Source organism: Micromonospora xinjiangensis, assembly GCF_056150165.1.
Window position 1 is genome coordinate 659,993 of the sequence record NZ_JAXCFO010000003.1, and the last position, 21,469, is coordinate 681,461.

A 21,469-nucleotide genomic window follows, 5' to 3' on the forward strand; every position below is an offset into this window, starting at 1 on the left:
ATGAACACGCTCGATGAACAGCTCGCCCACCGGCTCCACGACATCGTCGACGGCGAGCCGGACTCCGTACCCCCGGTCGGGACGCTGCTCGACCGTGGCCGGCGGGCGCGACGGCGCCGGACCACCGCGATGGTCGGCGCGACCTGCGCCTTCCTGGCGCTCGGCGTGGCCACCGCGGCGACCGTGGCGACCATCCCGGCGGACCGACCGGCCGTGACGGCCGAGGGGCCCGCGGGGGCACAGCCGGTGTCGCCGCAGCTGAGGCTGGTGTCGGCGCTCAGCGCCAGCGAGAACATCAGCTACCGGATGCGGTTGACCTACTCGGGCGGCGGGCTGACCTACGAGGGGGCGTTCGACCCGAGGACCGACACGGGGTACGTCCGTGCGCCGCAGGACGACGCGGTCGTAACCGAGCTGCTGATCGACGGCACCCGGTACATCGGCGGGGAGCGACCGCAGGGTGCCCTGCCGCCCGACAAGGGCCCCGGTGAGACGTACGGTCGTTACGGTCAGTACCCGGGCCGGCATGACCGGCTGTCCCTCTACGACGAGGGGAACGGCGTCCTGGGCACCGTCTCGCCCGACCCGGCGGACCTGCTCAAGGCCTTGCGGGACGCGAAGGCCACGATCACCGAGAATCCGGACGGCTCCCTGCACTTCGAGTACGGCTCGCGGGACGCGAACGGGTCGACCGCCACGTCCGGTGACGTCACCACGGATGCCGACGGCCGGGTCGCCACCGTGGCGTTCACCAGTACGTGGCAGTCCACGGCGAAGGGCCGGCTCGACACCGGCACGACCAACGGCACCCTCGAACTGTTCGACTACGGCGTTCCGGTGACCGTCGAGCGGCCGGCCGACGTGGTGCCGGCGAGGTAGTCGTGGGACACGAGCCGCCCGCGGCCGCACGGTCGCGGGCGGCTCCTGGGCGCGGTGGCTATGGTGGGCGGGACCGGCAGGAGGAGTGCCCCATGAACGCCATCGCGCCCTCGACCGTCGCGGCCGATCCGCCGAGCGCCGCCGACCGGCCCCTGCTCACGTACCTGGACGACGCCACCGGGGAGCGGGTCGACCTCACCGCGAGCCTGGTCGGCGAGTGGGCGGCGCGCAGCGCGGGCCTGCTCCGCGACGGCTGCGGGCTGACCCCCGGCAGCCGGGTCGCGGTGCTGCTGCCGCCGCACTGGCGTACGGCCGCGGTGCTGCTGGGCGCCTGGTCGGTCGGGATGGCGGTGTCGTTCCGGCCGCGCGCCACCGCCGGGCTGCCGGTGCTCGAACCGGGTGCTGACCTGCCGTACGACGCGGTGTTCGTGACCCCGGAGCGCCTCGACGACTGGCTGGAGGACGTGCCGGACGGCACCCACCGCTACCTCGTCGGCACCGGACCGGCGCCGCTGGCCGACGTGCCCGTGGGCTGGCTCGACTGGTCCGCCGAGGTGCTCCGGCACAGCGACTCGACGCCGCACTACGCCGCCATCCGCCCGTCCGACCCGGCGACCCCGGACGGCACCACGTACGGCCAGTGGGGCGGGCTCGCCCGGGAGATGGCGCAGATGTGGGGCCTGCGCGCCGGTGACCGGCTGCTCGTCGACGCGGCCGAGCACGAGCAGCCGGTGAAGTGGCTGCTCGCCCCGCTCTCCGTGGGTGCGTCCGTGGTGGTGTGCGCGAACCTCGACCGCGCGAAGCTCGAAGCGCGGATCGCCGCCGACCACATCACCCGCGTGCTGTAGCCGGCCGGGCCGCGCCCGAACGCCGCCCCTCCCCGCCGATCACGCGGTTGTGGCACCTCGCGAAAGGGGCGGACCGGGGTGATCCGGGAACCACAACTGCATGATCGACCGGAGGAGAACGCCTGTCACACCTCCGTGATCTTCGCCCGCCGGCCCTGGACGCCCGTCTAACAGCGCTCCCCGACCGCTTCCTGTTACACCCACATATGCCCTGCTCAGGCCCCCTTTTGTCGGCGTCACCGACGTGTTCTGATACCGGGAAGACGACGCCATCGACACCTGCTCATGGCAACCCCGCGTCGATTCCGCACCGCTCTCCATCCCCTGAAAGGTGCACCGATGCACAGGAGACCGATCTTCCGACTGGCAGTCCTCACCGCCTCCGCCGCGACGTTCCTGGCGTCCGGTGGCGCCTACGGCGCCGTGGCGGCGGCCCCCGCGACCGTCTCCCCGGGCGTCGCGGTGTGCGAGCCGGGCGCCGACGCGCACAGCGTGGCCCGGGTCGCCGAGGGCGCCACCGCGCAGGAGCCGGAGCTGTACTCGAAGAACGAGGCGAACGCCTACGGCGTCATCAAGGACTCGCCGCGCCTGCCCAACGGCAGCGTCACCGTGCCGACGGTCTTCCACATGATCTCCGACCACCCGCTGAGCGCGGCCGAGACGGCCCGGTGGAACACGATGATCGCGGACCAGATGGAGGTGCTGAACGACTCGTTCGCGGGCCGTACCGCGCCCGACGCCTCCGACACGCCGTTCCGGTTCGAGCTGGTCGACACCACGTGGACGGTGAACAGCGACTGGTACACGGTCGTGCCCGGCAAGAACGAGCGGGACATGAAGAAGGCGCTGTACACCGGCGACGCCCGCACCCTGAACGTGTACGCGGCCAACATCGGCGGCGGGCTGCTCGGCTGGGCGTACTTCCCGAAGGGCTACAACAACGGCCGCGACTACATCGACGGCGTGGTGATGCTCGACGAGTCGATGCCGGGCGGCACGGCGGGGAAGTACTCCCTGGGTGACACGCTGACCCACGAGGTCGGGCACTGGCTGATGCTGGAGCACACCTTCGCGCACGGGTGCTCCGCGGCCGGTGACTTCGTCGCCGACACTCCGCGTGAGGCGCACCCGCAGTTCGACTGCCCGGTGGGGGCGGACACCTGCACCGCACCCGGGCTGGACCCGATCCACAACTTCATGGACTACACCCAGGACTCCTGCATGAACATGTTCACGCCGGGTCAGGCGGACCGGATGAGCGACGCCTGGGTGGCGTTCCGCGCCGGGGGCGGCAACTAGCGAAGCGCCGTCGGGATCGACGGGCCGTCACCCCTGCGGAGTACGCGACGTGGACCGCCCCGATCGGGGCGGTCCACGTCGTGAGAAGCGGTCAGTCGACCGTCGGGAGTTTCGGGCCGAGGACGTCGTCGGCGTCCACGATCGTGTACGCGTAGCCCTGCTCGGCGAGGAACCGCTGCCGGTGCGCGGCGTACTCGGTGTCGATCGTGTCCCGGGACACCACCGTGTAGAAGTGCGCCTGCCGGCCGTCCGCCTTGGGCCGCAGCACCCGGCCCAGCCGCTGCGCCTCCTCCTGCCGTGACCCGAACGTGCCGGAGACCTGGATGGCCACGGCCGCCTCGGGCAGGTCGATCGAAAAATTGCCGACCTTCGAGATCACCAACGTCCGCAGCGAACCGGAGCGGAACTCGTCGAACAGCCGCTCCCGCTCCTTGTTCGTCGTGGAGCCCTGCACGATCGGCGCGTCCAGGTACTCGCCGAGCTGGTGCAGCTGGTCGATGTACCCGCCGATGACGAGCACCTGGTCGTCGGGGTGCCGGTCGACCAGCGCCTTCACCACGGGCAGCTTGGTGCGGGCGGTCGCCGCCATCCGGTAGCGCTCCTCGGCCTCCGCCGTCGCGTACGCCATCCGCTCCGCGTCGGTCAGCGTCACCCGTACCTCGGTGCACTCGGCCGGGGCGATCCAGCCCTGCGACTCGATGTCCTTCCACGGCGCGTCGTACCGCTTGGGGCCGATGAGGCTGAACACGTCGCCCTCGCGGCCGTCCTCCCGGACCAGCGTGGCGGTGAGGCCGAGCCGGCGGCGGGCCTGGAGGTCCGCGGTGAACCGGAAGATCGGCGCGGGCAGCAGGTGCACCTCGTCGTAGATGACCAGGCCCCAGTCGCGCGCACCGAACAGGTCGAGGTGGGTGAACGCACCGCCGCGCCGCGAGGTGAGCACCTGGTACGTGGCGATGGTGACCGGGCGGATCTCCTTGCGCTCGCCCGAGTACTCGCCGATCTCGTCCTCGGTGAGCGAGGTGCGGGCGACCAGTTCGCGCTTCCACTGCCGCCCGGCCACGGTGTTGGTGACGAGGATCAGCGTGGTGGCCTTCGCCTCGGCCATCGCGGCCGCGCCGACCAGCGTCTTGCCTGCGCCGCAGGGCAGCACCACGACGCCCGAGCCGCCGGCCCAGAACGCCTCGACGGCCTCCCGCTGGTACGACCGCAGCGTCCACGGCTTGCGGCCGTCCTTGCCGGCCTCGGCCAGGTCGATCGGGTGCGCCTCGCCGTCCACGTAGCCGGCCAGGTCCTCCGCCGGCCAGCCCAGCTTGAGCAGCGCCTGCTTGAGCCGCCCCCGCTCGGACGGGTGCACCTGGATGGTGTCGTCGTCGATCTTCGCGCCGAGCATGCCGGCGAGCTTCTTGCTCTTGGCCACCTCGACCAGCACCAGGCGGTCCAAGGCGCGCAGGACGAGGCCGTGCGCCGGGTCGTTGGCGAGCTGGAGCCGACCGTACCGGTCCATCGTCTCGGCCACGTCCACCAGCAGTGCGTGCGGCACCGGGTAGCGGCTGTACTTGATCAGCGCGTCGACCACGCCCTCGGCGTCGTGCCCCGCGGCCCGCGCGTTCCACAACCCCAACGGGGTGAGCCGGTAGGTGTGCACGTGCTCCGGGGAGCGCTCCAGCTCGGCGAAGGGGGCGATGGCCATCCGGCACGCCTGCGCGTCGGGGTGGTCGATCTCCAGCAGCAGGGTCTTGTCCGACTGCACGATCAGTGGTCCACCGCTCACGCCAGCGTCCTCTCTCGGGGCGGATCGTCGATTGCCCGCGAGGTGGCTTACCCACCGCAGGCCGACCATCCAGTGTTGCACGCGCCGGGAGGCCGGCAGGAAAACGCGCACCGCGCGCAACCGTGCGGGCACTCGCAAACGTCTAAGAAGGGGACGACTGCCCAGGGGAGGCACCATGACGCGTTTCCGCACCACTTCCCGGCTGGTCGCCCTGGTGGTGGTCGCGCTGGTCGGCGCCGGTGCGTGTGCGTTCGATCCGCAGGCCGGCGGGAGTGGGGGCGGGGGACCCGCCCCGGTCGGTGCGGCGGAACAGGCAACGGGGGCGAGCGGCACGCCCGCGCCGGGCCAGCGGTCCGCCACGCCGAGACCGAAGCCGACGCCCGCCAGGACGACGGCCGAGCCCACGCCGACCCGCACCGCGCCGAAACCGAAGCCGACCACCGCCAGCCCGAAGCCGGCCGGCTGCCCACAGGGCGAGCACCAGCGCGCCGTCGAGACGTACCTCGCCCGGCTCGGCGGCTTCGGCCCGGTCACCGTCGACGGCCGGCAGTCCGCCGCGGACTGCGCCGCGATCAAGAAGTTCCAGAAGAGGTACGACATCCGACCCGCCCACGGCCGCGCCGGCCCGACGACGTACGACGTGGCCCGGCGGCTCGCCACCACCGACACCGGCCGGTGCCGGGCCGGCTCCGGCACCACGTTCTGCATCGACCTGACCCGGCAGACCACCTGGGTGATGCGTAACGGGAAGGTCCTCGTGAAGCCCACCGTCACCCGGACGGGGATGCCCGGCTACCGGACGCCCGCCGGCACCTTCACGATCAACTACCGCAACATCAAGGAGTGGTCGAACCCGTACGAGGTCTGGCTGCCCTACTGGCAGCACTTCACCCAGGGGATGGGCTTCCACGAGACCACCACCTACCTGCACGACACGTCGATCGGCTCGCACGGCTGCGTCAACCTGCTGCACGCCGACGCCGTCCGCTACTGGGAACTGGGCAAGGTCGGCAGCCGCGTGGTGCTGGTCGGGCGCCGCCCCGGCACGTGATCCACGGGTACGGCGACGACACGCCGTGACTTCAGGGTTTATCCCCTGTCACTTCCGCCGCGACGGTGCCACGCTGGACATCGGGCGTCGAGCCGGGCGGGGAGGCGACGATGACGGTCGATCGGGACGTGGCCGGGGAGCACGACCGGAGCGAGGAGGTCTCCACGGCGACCGTGGTGGCATACCTCGTCGCCGCGGTGATCCTCTTCGGTTGGTTCCTCTTCGGTTGGCTGGTGCTCCGGCAGGGCTTCGTCAGCTCGGTCGGCGAGACGGCCGGCACGGGGTTCGCGCTGCTGCTGATCGTCTCGATCGTCGGCACCGTCCGCCGCAGCCGCCGCTGACCCCTTCCGCGCTCAGTCCGCCGGCACCGCCGCCGTGATCCGGTGCAGCGCGAACGTGTGCAGCATCTCCGTACGCTCGTCCTCGGCCCGCAGGTAACCCGCGCCGATCGAGACCGGCTTGACCAGCCGGGACGCGGTCGCCCCGTGAGCGTCGACGTAGCCGACCCAGACCAGCGCCTTGTCCCGTACCGCCTGCTGGAGCACCGCCAACGCGTCGGAGTGCCCCTGCACCGGGGCCGGGCCGGTCGCGCCCCGCGCGCCCGCCCGTACCGCCGCCGGGGCTCGCCGGGCCGCGCGTGTCGCCGCGTCACCGCGCCGGATCTGCTCCACGACACCGAGGAGCCGGGGCATCGGCACCTTCGGCGCGGCCAACGGATCCAGCGTCCGGGTGGCGACCGAAACCCGCGCGGGCGCGCGCCGGGTCTTCGGGCGGGAGAGCACCGCGGCTCCGCTGGCGTCCTCGGGCACCGGGGCGTAGCCCGCGTCCCGCAGCGCCCCGAGCAGCCGGCCGATCTGGTACGGGCTCACGAGCACCGTCGGCGCCAGTCGGCGCAGCGACAGCGACTCCAGCCGCCGGTCGGCGAACACCTCGGTGAGCAGGGCCTCGTCGTCGCTGCGCAGGTACGCGCCGGCCGACCCGGCCCGCAGCCCGCCGTGCTTACGCGCCACGTCGTCGATGAGGTACGTCAGCGACTGCGGGACCGGCGTCCGGGACCGCCGCCGGAAGAGCCCGTGCAGGTCGTCGGCGGTGTAGCCGGCGTCCAGGGCGCGGCGCACGCTGGCGGTGGTCAGCCGGTGCACACTCGCCCCGCCGGCGGACTCCGGCTCGGTGACGGCGTCCAGTTCCGCGGCGAGCGTCGGCTCGGGCGGCCCGGGCACGACCACCGTCAGGTCGGCCTGCACGAGGAAGTGGTCCACCGGGGCGGGCAGCAGCGCGTCGAGCGCCCGTGCCGCCGTCGACGGCTCCTCGCTGTCGGCGTCCAGGCGCAGGCCCAGCGGGTCGTCGGTGGCGTCGTCCGCACCGGTGACGTCGGCCAGCAGCAGGCGCCCGTACGACGTGAGCGCCCCCAGCCCGGTCACACCCAACTGGGCGGCCTCGGCGAGCACCTCCCGGTGCGCGGTCTCCCGTCCGCGACTGCGCCGGGGCGCCCGCCAGTCGAGCAGCTCCAGCACCTCGTCAGGGGTGGGCGCGGTCGCCGGCTCCAGGTCGGCGAGGACCCCGAGCACCGCGCGTCGGGTGGCCGGTGCCCCAGCCCGCTCCGCCTCGGCGGAGAAGACCGTGATGGGGCGGTCCCGGTCGTCGCGCTGCCCCACGAGCCCCACCTGCCGGGTCATGGTCAGCCAGGCACGGGCCAGCTGCTCCCACCGCTGGGCCAGGGACGCGGCCCGCCACACCTCGTACCCGGCGGTCGGCAGCACCTGCTGGTCGGCCCCGTAGCGGGCGGTGGTGACGCCGGGCAGCTCCAGCTCACCGAGGAGCCCCGCCGCGTACGCCACCTCGAGCAGCAGCGCCGCCGTCGGCTCGTCCAGCCCGGCGACGCGGGCCAGGCGGCGCAGGTCGCGTACGCCGATGCCGCCCGAGCGGAGCACCGGCGCCGGCTCGGCGGCGAGCTGCTCCAGCAGCCCCTCGGTGTGGCGTACGACCTCCATCGTCTGGCCGGCACCCGCGGAGTCGACCGCCTTCGGTTCGCGGGGCGCGGCGGTGACCGTCGGCGGGCTGGTGCGCAGCGGTCCGAGCGGCCCGCTGTCGCGCCGCAGCAGCAGGGCGATCTCGCGGGGCAGCTCCACGGTGCCGGCGGAGATCGGCACGAGCAGTCGGTGGTCCACCAGCCAGCGCACGGGGGAACCGGTCGGTGCGCCGCCGTTGACCGGGTCGGGCGGCAGCGCGTCCTCCTGGCCCACCGGTGGGGCCTGCAAGGCTCCCGCGGGCACGCTCCCGACCGGCGGCCCGGCCGCGAGCCGGTCGAGGATCGCCCGGGCTGAGGGCGGCGCGGCCAGCAGCGTCCGGCGCAGCTTCGCCGGGTCCGCGCAGAGCGCGGCCGTGCGCGGGTCCAGCTCCGCAGCGGGCCGACCGAGCCCAGCGGGGTACGGCGACACCTCGTCGACGCTCGCCACCACGCTGAGGGCGCTCTCCGGGCCGTACAGCAGGAAGAGGGCGCGCAGCCGGTCGACCGCGCCCCGGATGGTGGTCGGCGCGGGCGGCTGTGGCCCGGCGGTCGCCATGGCGAGTACGGCCTCGGTGGAGGTGGTGCCGTCGGCCGGGCCCCGGGTGAGGCGGGCCGCGTCGAGGATCTGGAGGGTGAACTGGTCCAGCCCGTCCAGTGCCCGGGCCACCGACACGCGGGACTGCGCCCGCGTCGCGAGCGCGGTGATGTCGGCCGGCACGGGTACGACGAGGTCGGGCCGCAGCTGGAGGAGGGCGGCCAGCGACTCGTCGGGCAGCGACCGGAGGTGGTCGGCGAGTGAGGTGGTCATCGTCGTTCCACGCTAGCCCGGTCGGGGGTAGTCCCGCCCCTCGGACGTCCGGCTGGGTCGTGTGCGGTCGGCCTCCGCCGGGCACCGCTCGCGGGGGTGCCGCGGGCTCCGGCGGTACGTTTCTCCGCATGGCTCCGCTGACGGTCGGGTTCGACCTCGACATGACCCTCGTCGACTCGCGTCCCGGCATCGCCGCGGCCTACCGGGCGCTCACCGCGCGTACCGGTGTGCCGGTGGATGCCGACGCGGCCGTGTCCCGGCTCGGGCCGCCGCTGCGCACCGAGATCGCGCGGTGGTTCCCACCGGATCAGGTCGAGTCGGCCGTGCTGCTCTACCGGGAGCTCTACCCGGCGTACGCGATCACGCCGACCGTCCCGCTGCCGGGCGCCCGGGAGGCGATCGAGGCGATCCGCGCGAGGGGTGGCCGGGTGCTCGTGGTCACCTCGAAGATCGGGCGGCTGGCCCGGCTGCACCTCGACCACCTCAGGCTGGAGGTGGACGAGCTGGCCGGCGACCTGTTCGCCGAGGAGAAGGCGACAGCCCTGCGCGAGTACGGCGCGACCCACTACGTCGGGGACCACGTGGCCGACATGGTCGCCGCGGCGGCGGCCGGGGTGCCGGGGATCGCGGTGGCCACCGGCCCGTGTTCGCCGGATGAGCTGCGGGCCGCGGGTGCCCACATGGTGCTCGATGATCTCACCGAATTCCCGGGGGCACTCGACGGCATGATCCAGCTAGCCTTGGAGAAGTAGACGGCTCACACGAAGCAGGGGATCTCAGGTGCCTACGGGTCGAGTGAAGTGGTACGACGCGACCAAGGGATACGGTTTCGTCACCAGTGACGAGGGTGGCGACGTGTTCCTGCCGAAGGGCGCGCTACCGGCGGGTGTCACCGACCTCAAGGGTGGTCAGCGCGTCGACTTCAGCGTGGTCGACAGCCGCCGGGGTGCGCAGGCGATGGGGGTCAAGCTGCTGGAGGCGCCGCCCTCCGTGGCCGAGCTGCGCCGCCGGCCCGCCGAGGAGCTGCACGGCCTCGTCGAAGACATGATCAAGGTGCTGGAGGCGAAGGTCCAGCCGGACCTGCGCCGTGGCCGGTTCCCGGACCGGCGCACGGCGCAGAAGATCGCTCAGCTGGTCCACGCGGTGGCGCGCGAGCTGGAGGTCTGAGGCACGAGCCCGGCGTCGGCGGCCCGGCCGAGCAGCGCGTCCACGGCGGCGAATCCGGCGTCCCCCAGGTCGGCGGAGAACTCGTTGACGTAGAGGCCGATGTGCCGGTCCACCACGTCGGGCTCCATCTCCTGCGCGTGCGAGAGCACGTACTCCCGGCTGGCTGCCGGGTCGGCCCACGCCTGCCGCACCGACTCGCGGATCCAGGCGGCGGCGGCCTCCGGGTCGACGGCGCCGCGGCGGGCGAGGATCGCGCCGAGGGGGATGGGTAGTCCGGTGTCGCCCTCCCACCACTCGCCGAGGTCGACGAGGGCGGTCAGTCCGTGCCGGTGGTAGGTGAACCGGGCCTCGTGGATGACCAGGCCGGCGTCGTACCGGCCGGCGGCCACGCCGGGCATGATCTCGTGGAACGGCACCACCTCGATCCGCGCCGGCGGGTGCTCGGCCGCCCAGAGGCGGAAGAGCAGGTACGCGGTGGTCCGCTCGCCGGGGACCGCCACGGTCGCGCCGCTGAGGTCGGCCCGGTCGCCGCGGGTGAGCACGAGGGGCCCGCAGCCGCGGCCGAGCGCGCCGCCGCAGGGCAGCAGGTGGTACTGGTCGAGCAGCCACGGCAGCGCCGCGTAGCTGACCTTCACCAGGTCGAACGCGCCGCGCTCGGCCGCCGTGTTGGTCACGTCCACGTCGGCGTACGTCACCTCGACCGGTGGTGCGCCCGCCACCCGGCCGTGCACCAGGGCGTGGAAGATGAACGTGTCATTGGGGCAGGGCGAGAATGCCAACGAAAGCGCCACACTCCCACCGTAGCCCCGCCCCCTTCCGCCTCCTCGAACCAGCCCGTGCGGCTGTGGCCTGACCGGCCCATGCCCCAGCCGGCGCCCCCGGCCCACGCCCCCGGCCCACGCCCCCGGCCGACGTGAGGGCTGACCGCTGCGTGGTCGACAGGGGCCGGGTGGAGAGCCGGTCGGGGTTGCGTCACAGGTTGCGGTGGGTGTGTGGGGCGGGGCGTGTCGAGTTCGCCGCCGGCTGGGTTCGGGGCTGGTGTGGGTCTGATGGCGAGCTGTGTGGTCGAAGGCCGGGGGCCGGGGGCCGGGGTGAAGGGCGGGTCGGGGGAGCGATCCCAGCTTGCGGTGGGTGCGCGGGGCCTGTCGAGCTGCCCCAGAAATGGGGCGACCGGTCCTCGGGCGGATTGCCGGTGGTGATCTCTTCGGTGGGGGCGTCGCTCTCAGGTGCGCCAGCCCGCTGGTGCTCGCGTCGGTCTCAGAAATGGGGCAGCTCGACAGTCTCCGCATGACAACTCGATCAGGCAGAGTCCAGGACTTGTCCACAGGGTTATCCACAGCTGCGGGTGTGGCTGTTGAAGATGGATCGCACAGCGGAGACGATCCCGAGGTGACCGAAGTCAGCGGGCGGGTCGACGTGGGAGGGGCGCTCCGAGCCTTGCGGCGGCGCGCCGACCTCAGCCAGCGTGAACTGGCGGAGCGGTCGGGCGTGCCGAAGAGCACCGTCGCCCGGATCGAGGGTGGCCGCGGCGCCGAGCCGAGGTTCGCGACGGTGGAACGGCTGGTGCGGGCGGCCGGCGGGACGGTGACGATTGGCGTGCCCGGCGGTGAGGTGCCCGGTGAGGGGGCGGGGCTCCCCGACGACGAGCCACGGGACGACGCCGGCCGACGGTATCCGCCGCACCTGGACGTCCGGGAGGTGCGGAGGCTCACCGACTGGCCGGGCGCGTGGTGGGCGCATTGGTACACGCTGCCGCCGGAGAAGTGGCCGCTACGAGTGCCATTCGTGACCTACGACCTCGACCGCATGCGCCGGGACGAGCGGCGCTGGCGCGAGCGGCTGCGCCGGCGGGTCCGGCTGCGGCGGGCGACCGAGGGGCTGCCGTGCGGTTCCTGGCGACTCCTCGCCGAGCTGCCGGACGGCGCTCCGGTCGGTGAGCTACGCGCCCACGAGCGAAGCAAGGACCTGCTCCTCGGGGAAGACCTCGGTGACCTCCGGGAGATCGTTCTCGACGGTGTCGTCGTCGCACCGGAGCTGCGCCTGCTGGGCATCGGCCGGCGGCTGATCGCGATGCTCGCCGACGAGATGAAGCGGGCGGGGATCCGGGCGGCGCACGCGACCGCGGAGTTCGGCGAGGTCAGCTTCCTGTTGGCGTGCGGCTTCGAGCTGGAGGCGAGTCGACCGGCGGCGCTGCGGCTGGCGTTGCGGGGTGACCTGCCGGGGGCACCCGGTGGGCCGAGCGGCGGCGCTGCGGGGTGACCTGCCGGGCAGTCGGTGAGCCGAGCGCGTGAGCCCGGGTCGTGGGCGGCAGCTCACCCAGGTGTGGCCAGCGCGGTCAGGTCAGGGCCGGGGCGGCCTCGGTCAACGCGGCGAGCGCCTCGCGCAGGCGCCAGCCGTTCCGGTCCCGCGGGCCGATCGGGTTGGAGATCGTGCGCAGCTCCGCGAAGGGCAGGCCGGCCTGGGCGGCGGCGACCGCGACGCCGTACCCCTCCATGGCCTCGGCCACGGCGTCCGGGTGGCGCTTGGCCAGCAGCTCGGTGCTGGCCGCGGTGCCGGTCACGGTGCTGACCGTGAGCACTAGCCCGACCGTGGCGTCCGGCAGCGCCGCCCGCAGCATCGCCAGCAGTTCCCGATCGGCGGGGACGACGCTCCCGCCGCCCAGCAGCGCGGGCGGCATGCCGAGGTCGTCGATCGGGATGAAGCCCTCCGGCGACTCCGCGCCGAGGTCCGCGGCGATGCTCGCCGTGCCCAGCACCGTGCCCCCGACCGCGACCCGGCCGACGAAGCCGCCGGCCACGCCGGCGCTGATCACCGCGCGGTACGGCCGGCCCGCCGCCTCGGCGAGCGCCAGCAGCCGAGCGGTGGCCGCCCCGGCGACCGCCGGCCCCACCCCGACCGGGCGCACTGTCACCGCCGGGCCGTCGACGCCCGCCCGGACCGCCTCCGCCGCCGCAGCGGCGAGGCCCGCCCGGATCGCGTCCGCCTCGGCGGGTACCGCGGTGACCACCAGCAGACCGGTCACGACACCGGCCCGCGGGGATCACGATGGCTGTCCTCGTCGCCGCTCCCGGCGCCTCCACCCGCGCTGCCGACCGCCGAGGACGGCCGGTAGAGGTGGAAGCCGGGCGGGGCCACCCCCGGTTCGTAACCAGCCGTCTCGCTCGGCGCCGGAGCCGGCGAGGTCGGGCGGGGATCGTCGACCTCCGGGACCGCCTCCGCGTCGGCGGCCGCCTCGTCGGCCAACTCGTCGTCGCCGAGCGGCCGGCCGGCGAGGCGCTCCTTGCGCAGCTTGCCGGCGACCAGCACACCCCGGACAGCGGCGAGCACGCCCACCCCGGCGGCGACCGCGATGCCCATCCGACCGGCGAACGGCACCAGGCCGAGCCCTCCACCGAGCACGAACGCCAGCATCAGCACCGTCTCGGAGTGGGCGAAGGAACTCGCCCGGAGCCGCTCCGGGATCCGCTCCTGGATCGACGCGTCCACGGCGAGCTTGGCGACACCACTGAACATCGCGGTCACCAGGCAGAACAGGGCCACCATGGGCAGCGAGAACTTCAGCACGGCGAGCACCGCCACACCGGCCACGATGATCATGCTGCTGGACTGGATGGCGGTCGGCCGGTGGATCCGCAGCCGGGTGCCGACCGCGGTGGCCAGGAACGTGCCGACGGCCAGTGCGGCGCCGACCAGGCCCAACGCCGCCTCGTCGGTCAGGTCCCGCCCGAAGACGGCCGTGGTCAGGTCGCCCTTCTTGATGGCGAACGCGAGGAAGAGCAGCAGGAACCCGTAGATCGCGCGCAGGGTGGCCGCCCCGATGAGGGTGGCGATCACCAGCCGGCCCGACGGCCGGCCCCGGCCCAACGGCCGGTCGCCGGAACGCCGCCACAGCGCCCGCAGCGGGCGCGGCACCCGCTCCGGCGGCTCCGAGTCGGCCCTCGGCGGCAGCCGCAGCGAGATCACCATGCCGACCAGGAAGATCACCGATGCGACCCGCAGCGGCCACTGCGGCCCGAACCAGAACGCGGCCAACCCGATCGGGGCGACCAGGGCACCCGCCACCGTGCCGTAGACGCTGGCCCGCGCCCCCACCTGGGACAGGCCCAACCCCTCGGGCAGCAGCCTCGGCACCGCCGCCGAGCGGGCCACCCCGTAAGCCCGGGAGAGCGCCAGCACCCCGAACGCCGCCGGATAGAGCCCGAAGCCGTGGATGTGGTCGCTGATCAGCCAGGCCAGGAAGGCGCGGCCGAGCATCGTCGTGGCGAGCGCGTACCGGCGGCCGTGCCGGAAGTGGTCGAGCAGCGGCCCCACCACGGGGGCGAGCATGGCGAACGGCACCATGGTCACCAACAGGTAGAGCGCCACCTTGCTGCGGGCCTCGCCGAGCGGCACGTTGAAGAAGATCGTCCCGGCCAGGCCGATGGCGATCAGGGTGTCACCGGCGCAGGAGAGCGCGTGCAGGTCGAAGAGGCGGACCATGCCGACCTCGCCGCCCGCGCCCCGCGTGCGGGCGCGGCCGGCGCTGCGGGTCACCCAGCGCCCGCCACCGACCGAGCCGCGCAGCAGCAGCCGGACGAGACGGATGCCGGTGCCGACGGTCCGCCCGAGGACGGAACGCTCGGGGCGAGATGACGACGGCATGTGCACCATCCTCGCCCATCGGATCGGGGCGTGCCGCACCAGTTGAGCAGAACGTGGTCGGGGAGTCCCTGTCGCCGGGGACGTGTGCATGGGGAACAATGGTCGGGTGACCAGGCCCGCCTCCACCCGTGCCGCTCGACTCGACCAGATCTGCGCCGCCGCCGTCGACGTGGCCCGCGCCGGCATCACCGAGGTGGACCCCTCCGACGTCGGCGAGCACCTGCAGGCCGTCGCCGAGGGCGAACGCCTCGTCACCCACTACTTCGAGTGCCGGCTGGCCGGCTATCGCGGTTGGCGCTGGGCCGTCACCGTCACCCGGGTGCCGCGCAGCCGCAACGTGACCCTCTGCGAGACGGTCCTGCTGCCCGGCACCGACGCCCTGCTCGCCCCCGGCTGGTTGCCCTGGCAGGAGCGGCTCAAGCCGGGCGACCTGGGCCCGGGCGACCTGCTCCCCACCCCGCCCGACGACGAGCGGCTGGCCCCCGGCTACGTGCTGTCCGACGACCCGGCGGTCGAGGAGACGGCGTGGGAGCTCGGCCTCGGCCGGGCCCGGGTGCTCTCCCGGGAGGGGCGCAGCGAGGCCGCCCAGCGGTGGTACGACGGCGACCACGGTCCCTCCGCCCCGATCTCCACCGCGGCCCCGGCCGCGGCGCGCTGCGGCACCTGCGGCTTCTACCTTCCACTGGCCGGTGCGCTGCGGCAGGCGTTCGGCGCGTGCGGCAACTTCTACGCCCCGGACGACGGCCGGGTGGTGAGCGTCGACCACGGCTGCGGCGCGCACTCCGAAACTCTCATCGAGGCGGCCGAGACGTCCGTCGACGAGATGCCGACGGTCTACGACGACAGCGCGGTGGAGGCCGTGTCGGTGAGCCGGGCCCCGGGTTCGGTCGAGGGGGCCGAGCCGCCGGAGCCGTACGGCCACTCCTGAGCCGTACGTCGGCGGCAGCGTGCGGCGCGGTCAGCGGCCGGCCGCGCGGCGGCGCCGGCGGTTCGCGTCGTGCCGCATCATCACGGCGAGACCGGGGATGCCCCACAGAAAGCCGGCGAGGCAGATCCACAGCCAGTTCTGATGGCCGGTCTCGGTCAGCCAGTCGCGGAAGAAGAGCAACAGCACGAGACCGGCGATCGCCCAGCCGAGCATGCCGGCGAGCGCGAAGGGCACCATCGGCGGGTCGAGCGGCTCGGGCCGCGGGGGCTGCTGTCTCGGCACCCGGCAAGCCTACGCGATCAACTTTCCTGCCCGGCCGTTGATCTGGGACGATGCGCGCGACGAACCCTGAAGATCACCTGCGAGGACCTGATGGCAGTAGAGCCGCCCGGCAACGGCACACCACCCGCCCCCGCTGCGCCGCGTAACGCGTTCGACCGCTTCTTCGAGATCTCCGCCCGTGGCTCGACGCTGAGCCGCGAGGTACGCGGTGGCCTGGCGACCTTCTTCACGATGGCCTACATCGTGGTGCTCAACCCGCTCATCCTCGGCAGCGCCGTCGACGGCGACGGCAAGGCCCTTCCGATTCCGGCGATCGCCGCGGCCACGGCGCTGGTCGCCGGCCTCATGACCATTCTCATGGGCGTGGTCGGCCGGTTCCCGCTGGCGCTCGCCGCCGGCCTCGGCGTCAACGCGCTGGTCGCGTACGAGATCGCGCCCGAGATGACCTGGGCCGACGCCATGGGTCTCGTGGTGATCGAGGGCGTCATCATCGCGGTGCTGGTGCTGACCGGGCTGCGTACCGCCGTGTTCCGCTCGGTGCCGACCCAGCTGAAGACGGCGATCGGCGTCGGCATCGGCCTCTTCCTGACGATCATCGGCCTGGTCGACGCGGGCTTCGTCCGGCGGATCCCGGACGTGGCGAACACCACCGTCCCGGTCGGGCTCGGCATCGGCGGCAAGCTGGCCAGTTGGCCCCTGCTGGTCTTCGTGGTGGGGCTGCTGCTCACGCTCGTGCTGGTGGTACGCCGGGTCCGGGGCGCGATCCTGATCGGCATCCTCGGCTCGACCGTGCTGGCGATCATCGTGGAGGCGGTCGCGAACGTCGGGCCGTCCGTGGTCGACGGCAAGCCCAATCCGGCCGGCTGGTCGCTGAACGTGCCGGAGCTGCCGAAGACCGTCGTGGACGTGCCGGACCTGTCGCTGCTGGGCAACTTCAACGTGCTCGACTCGTGGAGCCGCGCGGGCTGGCTGGTCGCGTTGATGTTCGTCTTCACGCTGCTGATCACGGACTTCTTCGACACGATGGGCACGATGGTCGCGGTCGGCCAGGAGGGCAACATGCTCGACGAGCGGGGCACCCCGCCGCGGGCCAAGGAGATCCTGCTGGTCGACTCGATCGCCGCGGCCGCCGGCGGCGCGGCGAGCACCTCCAGCAACACCTCGTACATCGAGAGCGCCGCCGGTGTGGCGGAGGGCGCCCGGACCGGTGCGGCGAACCTGGTCACCGGCGCGCTCTTCCTGCTCGCCATGTTCCTGGCGCCGCTGGTGGTGGTCGTGCCGTTCGAGGCGGCCTCGACGGCCCTGGTCGTGGTGGGCTTCCTGATGATGACCGCCGTGCGGACCATCGACTGGGCCGACTACGAGATCGCGATCCCGGCGTTCCTCACGATCGTGCTGATGCCGTTCACGTACTCGATCTCGAACGGCATCGGGGCGGGCGTGATCACGTTCGTCCTGCTGAAGCTGGCGAAGGGGAAGGCCCGGGAGATCCACCCGCTGCTGTACGGGGTGGCCGCGCTCTTCGTCGTCTACTTCCTGCGCGGGCCGATCGAGGCCGTTGTGCTGTGACGCCCGCCCCGGGGCCGGTTGACCAAGAGTGGACAGCCGGCCCCGGGAGAGGCCAAGTCCCCGTGAGCCTGGTCATATCAGATGTCGTTAGCCATGCTCATTAGTTAAGCTAACTATCGTGACGGAGCGGACGGTGACGGCGAAACGCGTGCCACCGGCGCGGCTGGCTCCCCAGCTGCGTGATGCGATCACCCGACTCAACCGGCGGGTCCGACAGGCTCGCCCGGTCGGCGACCTGACGGTCACCCAGCTCTCCGCGCTCACCAGCCTCAAGCTGGCGGGTGCGCTGACGCCCAGGGAACTCGCCGACATCGAGCGGGTGCAACCGCCGACGATGACCAGGATCGTCGCGAAGCTGGAGGAGCGCGGCCTCGTGCAGCGCACACCCCATCCGACCGACGGTCGCCAGGTGATCCTCGCGCCGACCGAGGGGGGACGGGCGGTGCTCGACCAGTTCGAGCGCGCACGTAACGAATGGCTGGCCCACCGGCTGGCCGAGCTCACCGAGGCCGACCGGGAGACGTTGCAGAGGGCCGCCGAGATCCTCCAGCAGCTCGCTCGCGCCTGACTCACGCGCCCGCGCCACCGGGTCCGCGCCGTCCGTCGTCGATGACGCGTACGACTCGAGGAGGCGCACCAAGAGTGCAGGCCAGGCTGAGCAGGATGTTCCAGTCCCTACAGGTCCGCAATTACCGGCTCTTCGCCACCGGGCAGCTGATCAAACTGATCGGCGTCTGGATGATGTTCATCGCGCAGGACTGGCTCGTTCTCGACCTCTCCGGCAACTCCGCCACCGCCCTCGGTGTGGTCACGGCCCTCCAGTTCACCCCGGTCCTGCTGCTCACGCTCCTCTCCGGCCGCCTCGCCGACCGGTACGACAAGCGGTTCCTGCTCTTCGCCGCCAACACCCTCTGGACCCTGCTCGCGCTCGGCATGAGCTTGCTGGTCCTCACCGACCTCGTGCAGCTCTGGCACGTCTTCGCGTTCGCCGCCCTGCTCGGCGTCGCGAACGCCGTGGAGACCCCCGTCCGGCAGGCCTTCGTCTCCGAACTGGTCGGCGTCTCCCTGCTGCCGAACGCGCTCTCGCTCAACGCCGCCGTGTTCAACTCCGCCCGGATCATCGGCCCGGCCGTCGCCGGCCTGGCGATCGCCGCGTTCGACGTGGGCCCGGTCTTCCTCTTCACCGCGCTCAGCTCGATCGCGCCGCTGGTCAACGTGGTCCGCATGCGGACGTCGGAGCTCTACCGGGAGGCCCTGCCGCCGCGCGACGAGCGCGCCGAGGCCCGGGTGATCGATGGCCTGCGATACGTCTGGCACCGTTCCGACCTGCTGCTGCCGATGGTCGTCATGTCGGTGATCGGCATGTCGCTGTTCAACTTCCAGCTCACTCTGGCCGCGCTCGCCAAGACCGTGTTCAACACCGGCGCCGCCTCGTTCGGCCTGTTCAGCACCGCGCTGGCGATCGGCGCGCTCGGCGGCGCCCTCGCCGGCACCGGCCGGCGCAGCCGGCCCTCGGTCTGGCTGGTTCTCGGCGCGGCCATCGGCTGCGCGAGCTTCGGCACGCTGGTCGGGCTCGCTCCCACGTACTGGCTGGTGGTGACCCTGCTCGTTCCGACCGGGTTCTTCATGGTCTTCTTCGCGCAGGCCGCCAACCAGCGGGTGCAGCTGGGCGTGGACGCCGCGTTCCGCGGTCGGGTCATGGCCCTGTGGGTGCTCGTCTTCCTCGGCACCAACCCGGTCGGCGCGCCCGTGATCGGCTGGGTCGCGGAGACCTTCGGCGCCGGGGCCGCCATCTGGATCGGCGCGCTGATCTCGCTGACCACCGCGCTGCTCGCGCTGGCCTGGCAGCTGCGCCGCTCGGGAGCCCGACTGCGGTTCCGCGTGCTGCCGCTGCCCCGCTTCTACGTGACGCAGACCGAGAGCTGAGCGGGAAGAGGCCCCTGTGACCCGAGTCCGGGTCGCGGGGGCCTCCGCGTGTCCGGACCCGGCGGGAGTCCGGTGGTACGGATCGCAGCGGATGCCGCCATTTCGGTGGCGGAGTGGCACGGCGGAGCTTAGCGTCGATACGTGGGAGTTGGACGCGTGCTGCTGCTGGTCCTCGCGTTCCTCGCCGTCGCCAGCCTGCCCGCGGTCATCGCCCTGCTCTTCTGCTACGACGAGATCCTCGACCGGGTGGTCTGCGGTTACACCGAATGGCGCGACCGCCGGCGCGAGCGACGGATCATCGCCCGGTTGGACAAGGCCATCGAGGCCGACGCGCTGACCAGGGACATCGACCTGTCCGAGTTCGACAGGCACGACCGGCGACCGCTGGAGCAACTCGCCGCCGACCTGCGCCGCCTCGGTGGCCAGCGGCTCGGCGGCGGCGGCCGGCCCATGGTCTGGCACGGCGCCGTACTCCAGGCGTACGACGACCGGCTGCGGCTGGCCTGCCGGGCCCTCGGCATCACCGAGTACCTGAGCGAACTGGACGGCGTCGACCGGGAGATCGAGCGCGTCCGGGTCGAGGGGCTGCTGCACGCCGCCGGGCTCAACCTCCCGTCCGCCCGGGCCGGCCGTCGCCAGCAGCACCGCTGAGGCGTACGCGGATTGCGGCTCTTCGTCAGCGTCAACCCGCCGGCGGAGGCGGTGGCCGACCTGACCGCCCAGGTCGGCCGGCTCCGGGTCGGCGCGGCGGCCGCCGCCGGGACCAACGTCCGGCTCGCCGACCCGGCGCACGCCCACCTCACGCTCGCCTTCCTCGGTGAGGTCGAGGAGGCCCGGCTCGTCGACGTGGAGAGCGCGCTCGGGCTCGCCGCCCAGTGGTTCCGGGAGGCGCGGGACGCCCCGCCGCGGTTGCGGCTGGGCGGCGGCGGCCGGTTCGGGCGGGGCCGCTTCACGATCCTCTGGGTGGATGTCCGGGGCGAGGTCGACGCCCTGACCACCCTGGCCCGGCTGGTCCGTTCCCGGCTGCGCAACGCCCGCCTGCCGCACGACGAGAAGCCGTTCCGTCCGCACCTCACCGTCGCCCGGCCCGGTGACCGCGTCGACGACGCCGACATCGAGGCGGACCGGGCCACGCTGGACGGCTACCTCGGCCCGGAGTGGCCGGCGACCGAGGTGGTGCTGGTACGCAGCCACCTCGGCCCCCGGCCCCGCTACGACCGGATCGCCGCCTGGCCGCTGTGAGGGGTGCGCCCGGCGCCGGTCGTCACCAGGCCCACGCCTCCGGGCCCGGGCCGCCCTTGCCCAGGGGCGGGAACAGTTCGTCGAGCCGGGTCAGGGTCGCCTCGTCGAAACGGACGTCCAGGGCGCCCAGCGACCGGTCCAGCTGCTCGACGGTGCGCGGGCCGATGATCGGCGCGGTCACCCCGGGACGGGACAGCAGCCAGCCCAGCGCGACATCCGCCGGGTCGTGGCCGAGATCGGCGCAGAGCTTCTCGTACGCCTCGATGGTGGCCCGGTGCGTGGCGAGCGCGTCGGCCGACCGGCCGTCCGTGCCGCGCTTTGCCGTGCCCTCCGCCATCTTGCGCAGCAGGCCGGCGAGGAGCCCGCCGTGCAGCGGCGACCACGGGATGATGCCCAGGCCGTGGTGCTGCGCGGCGGGGATCACCTCCAGCTCGACGTGCCGGGTCATCAGGTTGTAGATGCACTGCTCGGAGACGAGGCCGAGGAAGTTCCTCGTGGCGGCGGCCGCCTGCGCGACCGAGATGTGCCAACCGGCGAAGTTGGACGATCCGACGTAGAGCACCTTGCCCTGCGTCACCAGCGTCTCCATCGCCTGCCAGATCTCCTCCCACGGCGTGGTCCGGGAGATGTGGTGCATCTGGTACAGGTCGATGGTGTCCGTCTGGAGGCGGCGCAGCGAGTCCTCGCAGGCGCGGACGATGTGTCGGGCGGAGAGACCGTTCTCGTTGGGCCAGTCGCCCATCCGGCCGTAGACCTTCGTGGCCAGGACGACCTTCTCGCGGCGGCCACCACCCTGGGCGAACCAGCGACCGATGATCTGCTCGGTGACCCCTTCACCGACCTTCCAGCCGTACACGTTGGCGGTGTCGAAGAAGTTGACCCCGTGCTCCAGCGCGCGATCCATGATCGCGAAGCTGTCCGGCTCGCTGGTCTGCGGGCCGAAGTTCATCGTGCCGAGGCAGAGACGGCTGACCGAGAGGCCGGTGCGGCCAAGATTCGTGTACTCCATGGACCCGAGCCTGCCACCGTGGCACCTGACGTGCCTCCCCA

At 73.0% G+C, this 21,469-nt stretch carries 21 protein-coding genes; 14 read left to right on the plus strand and 7 right to left on the minus strand.

Going from position 1 to position 21,469, the window contains the following annotated elements:
• The 3 genes from SM573_RS14980 to SM573_RS14990 all read left to right on the plus strand — a co-directional run bounded on the left by SM573_RS14980 (position 1) and on the right by SM573_RS14990 (position 3,026).
• Positions 1–879, plus strand: coding sequence for a hypothetical protein (locus tag SM573_RS14980; protein WP_474612776.1), 879 nt, complete (start codon positions 1–3; stop codon positions 877–879).
• 92 nt (positions 880–971) lie between these two features.
• The gene (locus SM573_RS14985; protein ID WP_474612777.1) at positions 972–1,727 is read left to right on the plus strand and encodes a TIGR03089 family protein; all 756 of its coding nucleotides are present in this window, start codon (positions 972–974) and stop codon (positions 1,725–1,727) included.
• Between the two features lie 339 nt (positions 1,728–2,066).
• Positions 2,067–3,026: a zinc metalloprotease gene (locus SM573_RS14990; protein ID WP_474616311.1), complete on the plus strand. Its 960-nt coding sequence runs from the start codon at positions 2,067–2,069 to the stop codon at positions 3,024–3,026.
• Positions 3,027–3,117: 91 nt separating this feature from the next.
• Here SM573_RS14990 and SM573_RS14995 read toward each other — a convergent pair whose 3' ends face one another.
• A complete protein-coding gene (locus SM573_RS14995) occupies positions 3,118–4,797 on the minus strand; it encodes a DNA repair helicase XPB (protein WP_474612779.1) in 1,680 nt (559 codons plus the stop codon).
• Between the two features lie 175 nt (positions 4,798–4,972).
• Here SM573_RS14995 and SM573_RS15000 point away from each other — a divergent pair, with 175 nt between their 5' ends.
• On the plus strand, positions 4,973–5,848 hold the full coding sequence (locus SM573_RS15000; RefSeq protein ID WP_474612780.1) for a L,D-transpeptidase family protein: 876 nt from the start codon (positions 4,973–4,975) through the stop codon (positions 5,846–5,848).
• A 110-nt stretch (positions 5,849–5,958) separates the two neighbouring features.
• A complete protein-coding gene (locus SM573_RS15005) occupies positions 5,959–6,189 on the plus strand; it encodes a hypothetical protein (protein WP_474612781.1) in 231 nt (76 codons plus the stop codon).
• 12 nt (positions 6,190–6,201) lie between these two features.
• Here SM573_RS15005 and SM573_RS15010 read toward each other — a convergent pair whose 3' ends face one another.
• The gene (locus SM573_RS15010; RefSeq protein WP_474616312.1) at positions 6,202–8,664 is read right to left on the minus strand and encodes a helicase-associated domain-containing protein; all 2,463 of its coding nucleotides are present in this window, start codon (positions 8,662–8,664) and stop codon (positions 6,202–6,204) included.
• Between the two features lie 128 nt (positions 8,665–8,792).
• Here SM573_RS15010 and SM573_RS15015 point away from each other — a divergent pair, with 128 nt between their 5' ends.
• Entirely contained in the window at positions 8,793–9,416 is a 624-nt protein-coding gene (locus SM573_RS15015) for an HAD family hydrolase (protein ID WP_474612783.1), read from the plus strand.
• 28 nt (positions 9,417–9,444) lie between these two features.
• On the plus strand, positions 9,445–9,831 hold the full coding sequence (locus tag SM573_RS15020; protein WP_436656301.1) for a cold-shock protein: 387 nt from the start codon (positions 9,445–9,447) through the stop codon (positions 9,829–9,831).
• Here SM573_RS15020 and SM573_RS15025 read toward each other — a convergent pair.
• Positions 9,792–10,622: a 1,4-dihydroxy-6-naphthoate synthase gene (locus tag SM573_RS15025; RefSeq protein WP_474612784.1), complete on the minus strand. Its 831-nt coding sequence runs from the start codon at positions 10,620–10,622 to the stop codon at positions 9,792–9,794. The two genes, SM573_RS15020 and SM573_RS15025, sit on opposite strands and share 40 nt — an antisense overlap.
• Positions 10,623–11,220: 598 nt before the next feature.
• On the opposite strand from SM573_RS15025, the gene SM573_RS15030 reads away from it, so the two are divergent.
• The gene (locus SM573_RS15030; RefSeq protein ID WP_474616313.1) at positions 11,221–12,090 is read left to right on the plus strand and encodes a GNAT family N-acetyltransferase; all 870 of its coding nucleotides are present in this window, start codon (positions 11,221–11,223) and stop codon (positions 12,088–12,090) included.
• A 76-nt stretch (positions 12,091–12,166) separates the two neighbouring features.
• Here the strand turns inward: SM573_RS15030 and SM573_RS15035 are convergent, their stop codons facing one another.
• Entirely contained in the window at positions 12,167–12,853 is a 687-nt protein-coding gene (locus SM573_RS15035; RefSeq protein ID WP_474616314.1) for a futalosine hydrolase, read from the minus strand.
• Positions 12,850–14,472, minus strand: a complete 1,623-nt coding sequence (locus SM573_RS15040) for an MFS transporter (protein WP_474616315.1) — start codon at positions 14,470–14,472, stop codon at positions 12,850–12,852. Before SM573_RS15040 ends, SM573_RS15035 begins: the two co-directional genes overlap by 4 nt.
• Before the next feature lie 88 nt (positions 14,473–14,560).
• Here SM573_RS15040 and SM573_RS15045 point away from each other — a divergent pair, with 88 nt between their 5' ends.
• Complete coding sequence (locus SM573_RS15045) at positions 14,561–15,400, plus strand: DUF3027 domain-containing protein (protein ID WP_474612788.1); 840 nt, start codon at positions 14,561–14,563, stop codon at positions 15,398–15,400.
• A gap of 30 nt (positions 15,401–15,430) precedes the next feature.
• Here the strand turns inward: SM573_RS15045 and SM573_RS15050 are convergent, their stop codons facing one another.
• Positions 15,431–15,682, minus strand: coding sequence for a DUF2530 domain-containing protein (locus tag SM573_RS15050; protein WP_474612789.1), 252 nt, complete (start codon positions 15,680–15,682; stop codon positions 15,431–15,433).
• A gap of 90 nt (positions 15,683–15,772) precedes the next feature.
• Here SM573_RS15050 and SM573_RS15055 point away from each other — a divergent pair, with 90 nt between their 5' ends.
• The 5 genes from SM573_RS15055 (at position 15,773) to thpR (ending at position 20,419) form a co-directional block, all read left to right on the plus strand.
• Positions 15,773–17,251: an NCS2 family permease gene (locus SM573_RS15055; protein ID WP_474616316.1), complete on the plus strand. Its 1,479-nt coding sequence runs from the start codon at positions 15,773–15,775 to the stop codon at positions 17,249–17,251.
• A 118-nt stretch (positions 17,252–17,369) separates the two neighbouring features.
• Complete coding sequence (locus tag SM573_RS15060) at positions 17,370–17,819, plus strand: MarR family winged helix-turn-helix transcriptional regulator (RefSeq protein ID WP_474612791.1); 450 nt, start codon at positions 17,370–17,372, stop codon at positions 17,817–17,819.
• Positions 17,820–17,893: 74 nt separating this feature from the next.
• Positions 17,894–19,177, plus strand: a complete 1,284-nt coding sequence (locus SM573_RS15065; protein ID WP_474612792.1) for an MFS transporter — start codon at positions 17,894–17,896, stop codon at positions 19,175–19,177.
• Positions 19,178–19,318: 141 nt separating this feature from the next.
• Positions 19,319–19,828, plus strand: a complete 510-nt coding sequence (locus SM573_RS15070) for a hypothetical protein (protein ID WP_474612793.1) — start codon at positions 19,319–19,321, stop codon at positions 19,826–19,828.
• A gap of 12 nt (positions 19,829–19,840) precedes the next feature.
• Entirely contained in the window at positions 19,841–20,419 is a 579-nt protein-coding gene (gene thpR / locus SM573_RS15075; RefSeq protein WP_474612794.1) for an RNA 2',3'-cyclic phosphodiesterase, read from the plus strand.
• A gap of 22 nt (positions 20,420–20,441) precedes the next feature.
• Here the strand turns inward: thpR and SM573_RS15080 are convergent, their stop codons facing one another.
• On the minus strand, positions 20,442–21,428 hold the full coding sequence (locus SM573_RS15080; RefSeq protein ID WP_474616317.1) for an aldo/keto reductase: 987 nt from the start codon (positions 21,426–21,428) through the stop codon (positions 20,442–20,444).
• Positions 21,429–21,469: the final 41 nt, after the last annotated feature.